8 protein-coding genes are annotated in these 13,417 nt (G+C 47.0%); 5 read left to right on the forward strand and 3 right to left on the reverse strand.

What is annotated here, in order from left to right:
* Positions 1 to 198: 198 nt before the first annotated feature.
* Positions 199 to 783 (reverse strand): uracil-DNA glycosylase family protein, encoded by a 585-nt coding sequence (locus MED92_RS00270; protein WP_007019448.1) that lies wholly within the window; start codon positions 781 to 783, stop codon positions 199 to 201.
* 25 nt (positions 784 to 808) lie between these two features.
* Between MED92_RS00270 and MED92_RS00275 the strand changes: the two genes are divergently transcribed.
* Complete coding sequence (locus MED92_RS00275) at positions 809 to 1,543, forward strand: M48 family metallopeptidase (RefSeq protein WP_162010840.1); 735 nt, start codon at positions 809 to 811, stop codon at positions 1,541 to 1,543.
* 160 nt (positions 1,544 to 1,703) lie between these two features.
* Positions 1,704 to 3,497 (forward strand): methyl-accepting chemotaxis protein, encoded by a 1,794-nt coding sequence (locus MED92_RS00280; RefSeq protein ID WP_007019450.1) that lies wholly within the window; start codon positions 1,704 to 1,706, stop codon positions 3,495 to 3,497.
* 59 nt (positions 3,498 to 3,556) lie between these two features.
* Here the strand turns inward: MED92_RS00280 and MED92_RS00285 are convergent, their stop codons facing one another.
* A complete protein-coding gene (locus tag MED92_RS00285) occupies positions 3,557 to 4,357 on the reverse strand; it encodes a response regulator (protein WP_007019451.1) in 801 nt (266 codons plus the stop codon).
* Positions 4,358 to 4,830: 473 nt separating this feature from the next.
* On the opposite strand from MED92_RS00285, the gene MED92_RS18290 reads away from it, so the two are divergent.
* A complete protein-coding gene (locus MED92_RS18290) occupies positions 4,831 to 5,481 on the forward strand; it encodes a TetR/AcrR family transcriptional regulator (RefSeq protein WP_007019452.1) in 651 nt (216 codons plus the stop codon).
* A 15-nt stretch (positions 5,482 to 5,496) separates the two neighbouring features.
* On the opposite strand, the gene MED92_RS00295 is transcribed toward MED92_RS18290, so the two are convergent.
* Positions 5,497 to 5,961: a hypothetical protein gene (locus MED92_RS00295; RefSeq protein ID WP_007019453.1), complete on the reverse strand. Its 465-nt coding sequence runs from the start codon at positions 5,959 to 5,961 to the stop codon at positions 5,497 to 5,499.
* A 125-nt stretch (positions 5,962 to 6,086) separates the two neighbouring features.
* Here MED92_RS00295 and MED92_RS00300 point away from each other — a divergent pair, with 125 nt between their 5' ends.
* Positions 6,087 to 10,976: an alpha-2-macroglobulin family protein gene (locus tag MED92_RS00300; RefSeq protein ID WP_007019454.1), complete on the forward strand. Its 4,890-nt coding sequence runs from the start codon at positions 6,087 to 6,089 to the stop codon at positions 10,974 to 10,976.
* A 50-nt stretch (positions 10,977 to 11,026) separates the two neighbouring features.
* On the forward strand, positions 11,027 to 13,345 hold the full coding sequence (gene pbpC / locus MED92_RS00305) for a penicillin-binding protein 1C (RefSeq protein ID WP_040661390.1): 2,319 nt from the start codon (positions 11,027 to 11,029) through the stop codon (positions 13,343 to 13,345).
* The last annotated feature ends 72 nt before the right edge of the window (positions 13,346 to 13,417 follow it).

A 13,417-nucleotide genomic window follows, 5' to 3' on the forward strand; every position in this document is an offset into this window, starting at 1 on the left:
TCAATGCCTATTGCGCACGACTAAGTAATGTTATGCCTGCATCCAGCGATCTGTTTGTCTCTCTTGCCGGAGAGTATGAGCGGGCACGATACGCAGAGGCTACCGACCTTAGTGGACAAGAGTTTTCCAGAATAGTCGATCAATGTATTGGTGTATTCAGAAGTCATTGAACGCTTCGATTGAAATCTTGTAGTTTAGCTATATATCAAGCTTATTCAGTTGGGCTCTTAATAAGGGTAAGGTTTCGGATTCGAACCAGGCGTTTTTCTGCATCCAGTGTCTGTTCCTTGGCGACGGATGAGGTAATACGAAATAGGGGGAAGGGCAGCTGTTGGCATGCTTAACCCTGTCCGTAAGGTTCTGATGCCGCTCACCCCATTCAGAACCTTTTAGGTAATATTTCTGTGCATACTGGCCAATCAACAGGATCAATTCAATATTAGGCAGTTCATCCAGTAACTTTTGATGCCACTTCTCAGCACATTCAGGGCGCGGAGGAAGGTCGCCAGACTTTCCTTTGCCCGGGTAACAAAAGCCCATAGGCATAATCGCGATATGCTGTGGATCATAAAAGCGCTCATGATCGATCTGCAGCCATTCTCTGAGCCGATTTCCGCTGGGGTCATTCCAGGGAATGCCCGACTGGTGCACTTTTATGCCCGGTGCCTGACCAATAATCAGAAGCTTGGCTGATGGGGCCGCCTGAACAACCGGGTTAGCTCCCAAGGCCAGATCCGGTTCACAGAGCTTACATGCGCGAATTTGTTCAAGTAAGAGATCCATATTGGCTTTCCATCAGGGTATGATTGTGAGCTCTTTGGCTCTTGCAAATATAAAACATCTGAAAATGAATGCCCCATTGGATAATTATACCGTTGTTAGAAGCAGTAAACGAAAAACTGCAGTCATCCAGGTACGCCATGAGGGTGTTGTGGTTAGGGTTCCTAGCGGCGTATCGGATCAATGGGTTTCACAATGGCTAAATTCAAAAAAAGCCTGGATTGAAAACCAGCTATCCCATCTAAAAAAAGGGGCAGAGGACCATAGTATCCGTCTAGAAAACGGAGGCTGCATTCCCTTCAATGGACGAGAGTTACGAATTACCTGGTATTACGGTCAAAAACAGGACGCTTATCTAGAACAGAATGAGCTGATCGTTGTGCTGAGTAAGCGTTCCCCTAAGCCTGAGGTTGATCAGGTAAAAGCATTACTTAAGAAATGGTATCGAGAGCAGGCCGAACAGTATATTTCCGCAAGAGTCCAGGTTTGGCAGGCGAGGATGGAGCTCTCGCCTAACTCTATTCAAGTGAGAGATTACAAGCGCCGTTGGGGGAGTTGTAATGCTATGGGCGACCTATCATTTAATTGGCGTCTTATATTTGGCGAAACAGAACTGATCGACTACGTTGTGATACATGAGTTAGCGCATATAAAGCATCTCAATCATAGTCGGTCGTTTTGGCTGCTGGTGGAAAGTTTTTGCTCAGACTGGCGTAGTAAGCGTAAAGCCTTACATCAGCGCGTCAGTTGGATACTTTGGTAGTATCTTGTTTGAATTTTACGCTTAACGGCTTGATTTGACGCAGCTTTCGTAGTGTTATCGTATAACTCGTTTATTTAAAAATAAATGAGCAGCCTTTTCGGAAACTATAGTTTCTTTTAGATATAAGGCAATACAATATAAGAATAACGAGAGTGAAAAAATGAGCCTTTATAAGAGTGTAGAGAAAGCGGTCTTTAACACTTTGACCAAAAAAATAGTCGGCAATGTCCTGTTTCTTCTCCTGCCGCATGTTGTTCTGTTAGTTGTCGGTTTTAACCATTTTGAAAAGCTCGAAGCAGGTCTTAAACAGGCCGAAAGTGGTGGCGCTTCTCTGGAGGTACTTCAGGCCCACCTGGACTCTTTCTGGCTATATGGATCACTAACCGTCGCTTTTGCATTGATTTCCGGTCTGTTCACCATCTTTTTCATGCGTCACTTGTTTCTGAAACCTATCGAAGCAGTTACAGATGTTTTGCGCGCAATTAAGGATAAGGATGGAGATATCTCAGCGACACTGCCTGAATATACCTACGATGAAATATCCGATATGGCGGAAAGCTACAATGGATTCTCCGATAGCCTGAAATCGATGATAGCTGAAAGCCGCCGTCGTAGCGTGAACGTTGCTTTATGTTCTACCCGATTACAAAAAGTATTGATCGAAGCGCAAGGTTCAGCGACTAAGCAGGAAGAGCAGGCGCAGAAAGTCTTTCAGTCATCCCAGGAAGCGACTCAGGCGATCGATAATATTGCGGGCAGTACCTTGGAAATATCTGAACGTAATTCTCGTAATCTTGATGAGATCAGAACCTCTAGTACTGAGCTGGGTCGTGTTCAGACTCAGGTCGGAGCAGTTCGTGCCCAGGTAACCGATTTTCAGGATACCGTACACAAGCTCGAGCAGAATTCGAAAAATATCACTGAGATCCTTGGTATGGTTAAGGACTTCTCAGATCAGACTAACTTACTGGCATTAAACGCATCTATCGAAGCAGCCCGTGCAGGTGAAGCGGGTAGGGGCTTCTCAGTAGTGGCTGATGAGGTACGTAACCTGTCGCAAAAAGTGAGTACAGCGACCAGTGAAATTGATCAGAACATAAGTCAGATGTCTTCGTTGGTGAGCAGTACTCGCACCAGTGCATCCACGATTCTTGAGTATGTGGGATCGACTGAAGAGTTTATCGGTAGTACTAATGAGCAGTTCCATGGCCTGGTCAATGACTTTGAAGAGTTAAACAGTCAGCTAAGCAGTATCAGTGCAGCAATTGATGAGTTGGCTTACACGAACCGTGAATCGCATAACCATGTATCAGAGATCACCAACATTTCTACGGATATGCATGGTGAAATTGAACAGTCTCAGCGTTTCTCTGAAGAGCTAGAGCACTCTACCGAGGAAACTCAGGAGCTTCTGTCCCGATTTATTATTGGGTACGGTAGTTTCGAAGGGATGATTCAAACTGGCCGTAAATGGAGTAAAGAGGTTCAGGAAGGGCTGGAAAGCCTCAGTAACCGCGGATGTAATCTCTTTGATATTAATTACGTTCGCACCAATGATGGTCAGCTACCTGAGAAATATGACACCAGTTACGCGGATCAATATGAAGCATTAATGAGGCCGATGTTTGATCGTTTCATCTCAGAAAGGCCAGAGTTTATCTATGCGATTGCGGTAGATAAAAACGGTTATGCTGCGGCTCACCATACGAAGGTGTCGGAGCGTATCACAGGTAATTTTGAAGTTGATAATGCCAAGAGCCGTAACCGAAGAATATTTGCTGGCAACAGGGCAGAGGTTCGCCGTGCTTCTTCAACAGCGCCGTTCCTGCTTCAGACGTTTATTCGTGATACCGGCGAGATACTCAATGATCTATCGATCCCTCTTTATGTCAATGGACAGCACTGGGGAGCGTTAATCATGGGGTTTGTTCCAGATCGATTGCTTGATGACTAATATGATCAAGGCAATAAAAAACGCGGCAATAGCCGCGTTTTTTATTGAGCCTGTTAGCTTTACATATCGTAATCAGTCACTAGCTGTTCAATGAGCTGTTTAACTGTATCGTACGAAAGTGGCTTACTACAGATCGCTGAAACGCCTGCGCTTTGTACGGCAGCCAGGCGGCTTTCGTTCTGCTCACTCGTCACCATCAGAATTGGTACCGTAGGCTGTTCGCTGTGCGAGCGAATATGTTCTATCAGCTCTTTACCGTCTACGTTTGGCATATTGTAGTCAGTGATGATCAGGTCGTATCGCGCACCATCATCGATCATTTGCAGGGCGTCTGAGCCGTCCGCAGCTGTGTCGATTGAGTGGATGGACAGCGAGTCCAGCATCTGTTTGATATAGTTCCTGGACATAGTACTGTCATCGACGACCAAGACACGTAGCGCATCGTATTCATCCGAATCACTGTCAGACTCGAAATCAGATACGTAATCAAGGGTACTTTTTAAAGCCATTGCCATCTCTTCACGACTAAATGGCTTAGGCAATATAGCGATAGCACCTGCTTGCCTGATTGGCTCCAGATAACGGTAATGAGTTTCTGAAGACACAAGGAGAAAAGTAATTTTTTCCAGTGCTTCCAGTCCACGCATCTGAGTAACAAGGTCGGTACCTGTCATATCAGGAAGGTGCATTGACGAAAGAACGACATCTGGAGGTGTGACGAGCATATGCTCAAGGGCTGGTTTTGCTTCTTCGAACTCCTCAATGTTTTCAATCCCAAAACTATTAAGGTGCCCAATAATAATATGCCGCTGCACCTTGGACGGTTCTATAACAGTGACATAAAGACTGCTTAATTCCATATCTCGATATTCCTAAAGCCAAACTAGCCGAGAAAACTCAACATCGTTAAGAGTATAGATACAGCTTAGATCATGACAGAGAAAAGTAGAGCAGAAAAGGAATAAAAGGGCGTTATACGGAATATTTTTACTGCATGTGCACTAATGTATATTTTATATGCGTTTTCTAATATTAAGTTGTTGTTCATCTGATTCTTGTTTGAATGTTCAAAGAATCACTCTTCCTAGACAGTCCCCTCGTGCAGCAATTGGGATCGACAATTGCTGTATTTTTTTATAGTTGGAACACAGCAAAAGCCCTATATAGTTGGGCTTCAAAATGGTGCTGTGCAAAAATCATGATTTGAATCAGTAAATACTGATCTAATGATGTTATGAAATAAGAGATAGGCGTAGCATGAGTGTAGGCCGTTTGAAAACATGTCAGGAACGTTTTTCAAGCGAAAGGAAGTACCTCACAAAGGTCGTTGTCAATGTGTCCAAATGGTAATGCTGATCTTACTCGTAGTCTGATCGTCAAATCTGCGATTAACATTATAAGTGTCGACGGACTTGCGGCGCTCACAGCAGGGCGCTTAATTAAACAAGCAGGAATAAGTAAAGGTGGTCTCTATCACCATTTCCGAACGATGAATGAGGTGGAAGAGGAAGTGTTAGAACAGCTCTCCACCAACCTTATGCTAGAGATAAATTCATATTCACGCCCTTCGGATTTGGATGAGTATGTTGATCTGATTGAGAAACAGGTCTTTGATCTGTTTGCTACAGATAGCGAAGCTTCAAGGGCTTTATTTGGCTTTGTTTCCGCAACTGCGAACAGAAAACAGATTAAAGTGACTTTAAGAAAGTTGTTTGATGATATTTCAGTTACGCGCTTTCATCTGTTACAAGGGCTGCGTCCAGCGGTCGAGCCTGCAAAACTACAGAACGTTGTTCAGGTTACTGAAACCTTCCAGATGGGATTGTTCTGCCGTTTCTTTATAGGTGAAGATCTTATAAGCCTGAAAAACTACTGGAAAAACTGTCGTGGCGCGATTGAAGAATTGCTGGGTTTGCATACAGCGACGGTAGCAGAAAAGCCTGCGGGTGTACCGGTTGTTACTGACCTTCTTAAATACCAGTAAAATATTCTGAGAGCACTATTGAGTGCTCTCTTTCTGTTGATCATTAATCGCTGTGTTCAGGGAATCAATAAATTCAGCACTTTGGCTTAGCCCTTTGATTTCCAGTTTCTCTTTATCCCCTTTCAAGTAGATCGTAATAATCTCCATCATGTGTTCTTTATGCAGAGTTACCTCTTCGATCTGTCTGAATTCGACACGTCGCTCCTGATCAAGCGCTGGGCACTTAAATAAAATCGATTTAGGTGAGAACGACACGCTGGAGTTCTTAACTTCTTCACGAGATTTGTCCAGATGGCTCTTGTACCAACTCACTAAAACAAGCCCAATACCTAAAGGTAAGAGAAGATAGATTTTAGAAAGGTTCATCATCATGAGCATCAAAGCCGCTCCCACAAATCCCATCTGGCAATTGGTCAGGAGATTGATGCGCTTTTCAAAGAAAGCTTCATTCCAGTCAAAGGATATCTGATTTTTTTCCAAAGTAATCACCTCATATTAATGGCTGGCAGTCTGTCGCTTAAAAGATTAATTTGCAATAGGCTTTGGGTTGAGTAAATCTACTCTGCAAGCTTTATTCGCGACCAATTCAGTCAGGGAGAATCTGAATGTTAAGTCCACGCCGCGCTTTATCGGTTTTATTGCTTACCGCATTACTTTTTGGATGTGGTGACGATACAGAAACAGCCAAAACCGATCCTATTCCAAGTGAGCAATCCAGTAGCCTGAATACAGCGGCTAATACTGATTTGGCAGTGCTGGATATATCCGAGCGCGAATTTGGAAACCTCAACGCGATTGCAGTTCTTTTCAATACACCTGTAGATTCGGATCAGCGCTTCTCAAAATATATTAATGTTGAACCGGAACTGCCGGCCCCTGTATTAAGCGAAGATGGAAAAACGCTTTATTTCACGGGAATCACCCCGCAGTCTGAGTACCAGGTAGCGGTTTCTGAAGGGCTGCAAAGCGCCAATGGCAAGGCGTTACAAAGCGCCATCGAGAAAACGGTTAAAACGCGAGCACTACCTGCCTCAATCGCTTTTGAAGTTGACGGCGCCGTCATGATTCCTGGACGTGTCTCATCTTTACCTATTTTGGCTGTGAATATACCCAAAGCTCAGGTTGATATTTATGCGATCAAACAGGGGGATAGCGTTACGTTTTTTGATGAGTATTCAGCATTAAAAACCGGTGATCGCTGGTATTTTAATGAACAGCGTTTCTCCAAAACCTTAACTCACATTCATAGTGCTCACATTAAGATCGCAGAGGAGAAAAACCGTCGTAACCGTGTGAGCTTTGCGGTGAGTAAAGTCCCTGAATTGAAAGAGGGCGGGCTTTATCTGGCAACGGTCAGAGCGGAAGGTGGTTTTGAATACGCTGCTACCTGGTTTACGGTTTCCTCTTTGGGTATTCAGGCCAGAGATTATGGAAAGATAACCCGTTATACGGTTCAGAATGCTGAAAACGGGAATGTCCTGGAAGGTGTAGAACTTAATCTGCTGGACCATAATAATCAGGTTATCGCCTCTGGTGTTACTGATAGTCAGGGTGCATGGGAGTTAAGTAACAAAATACGTAGTAAGAATCCGGTGCTCCTGATTGCTGAAAAAGCAGGTGAGGTCAGTGTACTTAAATATCATGCGCCACAATTTGATCTCTCAGAATTTTCCGTATCGGGCAGGCCTTATCGATCAGTCGAACATTTAACCTATGCTCCCCGAGACATCTATCGGCCTGGAGAGGAGCTAATTGTCAGCTCAATCGTTCGTAATGGTGATGGTCAGCTATTGGCGGGATCCCTCAATATCGAACTGATAAAGCCTGATGGAGATAAAGCGGGTGAGTGGCGATTAGACCCTGAACAGCCAGGCTACTTTGAATTCCGCTATGACCTTGCTGAAAACGCACCTTTAGGCCAGTGGCAGGTGCGGGCATTTTCACCAGGGCAAAGACGAAACTCATCATTCTTCCACTTTCAGGTTGAAGAGTTTCTTCCAGAACGTTTGCGTTTAGTCTTTGATCAACCTGCAAACGAGGCACCTTTAAGCTTCCTTAAACACTCAGAGTTACGTATTCCGGTTACTGGAGAGTATCTATATGGTGCCCCGGCTGCTGGTAATCGTTTAGATACCCAGGTATCAGTATCAGGCTGGTCCCAGCCGTTTTCTGAGTTAAAGGACTTCAGATTCGGTGAAGCAGAAACCGTTGCATGGGATCAATTCAGCCTTGATCAGGTTCAGTTAGATCCGCAAGGCAAAACGGAGACCATCGTTAGCAAAGGTTTCTTTAATTGGGATAACTACGCAAGCCCTGTAAAAATGACACTCCGCTACAGTTTGTTCGAAAGTGGTGGTCGTGCTGTAAATCGAAGTCAGTCAGTTCTGCTTTGGCCAAAAGACAGTTTTATCGGGGTTAAGCCGCTATTTAAGAATGATAGGGCAGATAAAGAAAGCAGCGCTTTGTTTGAGTTGGTCAGGGCCAATGAGCAAGGTGGGCTGCTCACATCAGGCCAAGGTAAAGCAACCTTGTATCGTCTGGAGGAGAAATACTTCTGGAGCTACACAGCGGAAAGGGGCTGGCACTACCAAACAGAAAAAAATGAGTATCCTGTTGCTAATCAAATCATCGATTTCACTTCCGCTGACAAAGTGCCACTAAGTCTCGATGTCGAATGGGGTAAGTACCGTCTGGAGCTTGAGGATTACTCGGCTAAGAGTAAAACTGTTTATCACTTCAATGCGGGTGAGGATTGGTATTACAACTGGCATTCGGGGTCGGATCAGATCCGCCCGGATCAGATTTCAATTGCGCTGGATAAAGGTAGCTATAAAGCGGGCGAAACCGCCCAAATTAAACTTTTATCACCTACAGAGGGTAAAGCATTAGTCTTGCTCGAAGCAGGTGGCGTATTAGCTTCACAAGTAGTTTCCCTCAAAGAGGGTAAAGCCAGCGCAGAGCTTACCATTCCAATTGATCTCGCCAGGCATGATGCTTATATCACGGCGTTTGTTATTGCTCCTTCAGATAACAGTGACAAAGTGAGCAAACGGAGCTTTGGGGCGGTGCATCTGCCTTTAAATCGAGAGGGTCGTAAACTGGATGTTGAGATCGTCTCCGGTGATACCCTGAGTCCTGAGGCTAGCTCAGAAATTGCCATCAAAGTCACCGATGCAGCCGGCTCTCCTGTTTCAGGGGAATACTTTGTCACGCTCAGCGCTGTTGATTCAGGCGTGCTGAGTATTACCGGCTATGAGCAACCCGACCCATTCGACTTCTTTTACCAGCGTCGCGCGTATAACACGCGTATATCCGATATGTACGATCACTTAGCGGAGCCCACACTGGTTGATGAAGCTGAAGTGCGATGGGGTGGTGATGCTGAACTGGAAAGAGGAGGAGAGGCGCCGCCAACAGATGTTCAGATTCTGAGTCTGTTTAGTTCTACCGTTCAGGTAGAAGGCGGCCTGGCGACAGTCAATCTGGACCTGCCTGCTTTTGATGGTGAATTGACGCTAACCGCGGTTGCGATGGGTGCTGATCAATTTGGTTATCAAAAAGATAGCGTTAAGGTGGTCTCGCCATTAGTCGCTCAACTCTCATCACCTCGATTTATGGCTAAGGGAGACCGGACGCGGGTAGCACTGGATCTGGTAAATATGACAGAGGCTACCCAGCAGGTCAGTCTTGATCTTAGCGTTAGTGGTGCCTTATCCATGCCGGAAAGAAACCTACAGCTGACGCTTGAGCCTGCTAAGAAAAAGGTTCTGCACTTCGAAATTGACGCAGCGGCTTTGGGCGAGGGGGACATTGAAGCGGCCATTGTGATCGATCCAACCGGTGAGGAACCGCTGGCGATTGAGCGACAGTGGGGGCTAAATGTTCGGCCCGCTTATCCCGCCGAATATGGCAGTTTCAGCGCGTTGTTGCAGGAAGGAAACACCTTGGAACTTCCTACTTCAGACATTGCGCTTCTCGGAGCCGATAGTCGCCGCGCTCAGCTCCGTTTCTCTTCAAGCCCGGATTTTAACGCAGATCAGCATATAGAGGCTTTACTACGCTACCCCTATGCTTGCCTTGAACAGACCACCAGTAAGGTGCAGCCGCTAACAATGCTGGCGGAGGATAAAGGTCAGTTGTTGGCAAGTGTTTCGCTTGATCAGGCTGATCTGACGGCTCAGGTGGGTATAGCGGTAAACCGTTACGCTGAACTGCAACGGGCCAATGGATCCTTTGGTTTATGGGATAAACACTCTGCAGAAGAACACTGGCTGACAGTGTATGCAACAGAGCTGCTTGGGCGCTTACAGAAACAGGGTTACGAGATACCTGAAGAGATGTTGCCACAAGCCCGAAACCGGTTACGTGAGTATGTTCTTCAGCGCAGAGCGATCCCGGTAAGAACCTGGTCGGCCATACCGAGTCATTATGAGATCGCCTATCAGGCTTATGCAGCGTTTGTTCTGGCAAAAGAGGGCGCGGTAACCCTGGGGCCGCTTCGCGATCTGGCTGATAAAAAACTCAAAGATGCCCATAGTTCCCTGCCAGGTGTGCATCTGGGCTTAGCTATCCTGATGACAGGAAGCAAATCTGAGGGTTCTGAAATCGTGTCTGGTGCGCTGCAGACATTAAGATCAGAGGGTTATTTAGGCGATTATGGTTCAGAAATCAGGGACCTATCACTCTCCGTTGCGGCCGTCATGGCGACTCAGGGGGGGGGTTCAGAACTTCGTGGTCAGGCACTGCAGTTGATCCCTCGCTTATTAACGCAGATCCAGCAGAAACGTTGGCTTAGCACGCAGGAGCGGGCAGCCCTGCTTCAGCTTGCTGTGACTATGAACCGATATGATAAAGCGGGTAACTGGTCAGCGGGATTGCATCAGGGTGAGCAACTGCAAGAGATTCAGGGTGAAGAGGCCCAGCGGCATAATCTTGATATCAAAGAACTGCGTACTACGCTGGTGGAAAATCTTTCAGCAAAACCTGTGTTCGCAACGTTCAGCTGGACCGGTATTCCAGAGACAATTGCGGGGCCAGTGGATGAAGGTATCAGTCTGAAAGCAGATCACTATAAAGTTGTTAATGGTAAGGCGACACTGCTGCAAAAAAATCAGCTGTTGAGTATTGGTGATCAAGTATTAACGCGAGTTCGGTTGTATAGCGAATCAAGGATACCGGATGCCTTGCTGGTCAACCTATTACCCGCCGGACTCGAGCTGGAGAACCAGAATCTAAAGCATGCTATCAAACTCGAATCGTTAATGGTTGAAGGTGAATCGATTCAGCAGAGCGGCCTGGCGTATCAGGAGTATCGTGATGACCGCTATGTGGCAGCCTTTAACCTGCCAGAGAAGCGTGAAAAAACGCTCTACTACCTATCCAGGGCCGTAACCCCGGGTGAATACCTTGTTCCCCCAGCGCAAGCTGAGTCGATGTATCAGCCTGATATACGCGGATTAAGTGATTCAATGGGTAAGCTGGTGGTTGTCGAGTAGTTGCCGAGTAACGATATGAGGTCTAACCCTGTGAAATGTAAAAACGTGAAATGTTTCGCAGATATCTAGCCAGGTTAGTGCTCACGCTTTGCGTGTTGTGTAGTCTGCTGTGGCTGGCGGATAGGTTTTATCCGCCCACCTTACCAGACCAGTCTTCTAGCTATTCATCCGTTGTCCTCGATAGGGAGGGGGTGCCGCTCCGCGCTTTTGCGGACGAGAAAGGCATCTGGCGTTATCAGGTAAGACTTGAACAGGTGTCGCCGCTCTATATCGAGGCCTTGCTAAATTACGAAGATCGTTACTTTTACCAGCATCCAGGGGTCAATCCCGTCAGCATGCTTCGGGCAGGATGGCAGTGGCTAACAACCGGAAAGATCATCTCCGGTGGTTCAACTATCACGATGCAGGTCGCACGTATTCTTCACCCTCATGAGCGGACTTTCATCGGCAAAGCACAGCAGGTACTTCGTGCACTTCAACTGGAGTGGCGTCTGGATAAACAGGCAATTCTTGAGCTCTATATTAACCATGCGCCGTTTGGCGGCACCATCGAAGGTGTGCAGGCGGCCAGTCTTCAGTATCTGAATAAATCGGCAGATCAGCTTCGGCACTCCGAGGCAGCGTTGTTAGCGGTGTTACCTCAGGCGCCGAGTCGATTACGCCCGGATCGTCACCCGCAACTGGCGCAGACTTATCGTGACAAGGTACTGCGCCGCCTAGCCCAGTTCGAAATCTGGTCGCCTAAAACGATTAAGCATGCGCTTGAGGAGCAGGTCGCGGTCTGGCCCTTGCGAACGCCGGTCATTGCACCCTTACTTTCCCGGCGCTTACGGCAAGAGAGCAGAGCGAGCCGAGTGATCGCCTCAACGATTGATCGGGATCTTCAGTTGGCATTTGCCGATGCAGTTAAGGGTTATACGGCACCCTTAGCGACAGAAATATCGGCCGCAGCTTTACTGATCGATAACCAAAGCCATGAAGTATTGGCCTATGTGGGCTCGGCTGATTTTTATAATTCGCAACGATCAGGGCATGTGGACATGGTGAAAGCCATACGGTCACCGGGGTCCACATTAAAGCCGGTTCTTTTTGCACTGTCTCTGGATAAAAGTCTGATACACAGCGAGTCATTGCTAGCAGATGTACCGCGGTTTGGTACTGGTTACCGACCCGGAAACTTTAGTGGTGGCTTTAGTGGCCCTGTTTCTGCTGCAGAAGCGCTGCAACGTTCACTCAATCTTCCGTTCGTACAGCTTATCGAGGCGTTTGGGGATCAGGCGTTTGCCAACAAATTGATGCATGTGGGGGCTGGTTTACGGATACCAGAAGGAGAGGCAAGTAGCGCGATCGTCCTGGGTGGTGCTGGTAGCTCTTTAGAGCAGCTCGTGAAGCTGTATAGCGCAATGGCAAACCAGGGGCAGGTTTATCCCCTCCAATACACTCAGGCAGATGAAACGAACTCCGGGCGGGCGCTCTATAGCCCTGAGGCGGCATGGATTACCTGGGATATACTACGAAAACTGGATCGGCCGTTCAGGCACAGCCGCAGTTTCAGTTATGTTCAACTGCCCGAATTTGGCTGGAAGACCGGCACCAGCTGGGATTATCGTGATGTTTGGGCAATTGGCGTTAATCAGCAATATACCTTAGGTGTTTGGCTGGGCAGGCCCGACGGTAAGCCGATGCAGAGAACGATGGGCAGAGAGCTGGCAGGACCGTTGCTGTTCAACTTACTTGAGTTGCTTAACCATTCAAATTCAACTGAATTGGCAAAGCCTGATCGCGTTAAGGAAGCTGAAATATGCTGGCCAGATGGTCGTGCAAAGGAACAGGTTTCTGTCGGCTGTGATGAAAGCCGCATAGCCAATACGATCGGAGGCGTTACGCCAAGAACACTGGCTAACCGGCCTGAGGAAAGGGCACTATTTTACGATCCTATGCAGCATTTTCTGATCGAAAAAGCCTCTTCTTTGCGGGTGTCCAGAGCGTGTGCCACGGGTAGCGTTAGCGCTAAATCGGTATCGCTCTGGCCGGTGGCAATGGAAAGCTGGCTTAAGGCAGATTATCAGCGTGCTGTTAAAGTTCCAGATTATGCGGACAACTGCAAAGTCACCTTAAACAGTAAACGAAAGATACGCCTGGCAGGTGTTAAAGAGGGGCAGATCTACCACTCACTCAGGGGTTCCGAGATCAGCCTTAAAATAACAGCTGAAGGGGAAGTGTCTGATCACGAGTGGTATCTGAACGGGGAGTTAGTTCAATCGGGCTCCAATGTGCTTAAGCTCAAGCTGGCTTCAAAGGCACAGTACGAACTGCTCGTGCAAAACCGATCAGGTGCGACGGGGCGTGTCAGTTTTCAGATCTTATAAACGCTTGCTGCTAATTAAGCGATATCTTATATTCTTATTTATATAACGATATTTCTTACAGGTATATGTGGC

This window comes from Neptuniibacter caesariensis (assembly GCF_000153345.1).
GTDB classification, from domain to species: Bacteria; Pseudomonadota; Gammaproteobacteria; order Pseudomonadales; family Balneatricaceae; genus Neptuniibacter; species Neptuniibacter caesariensis.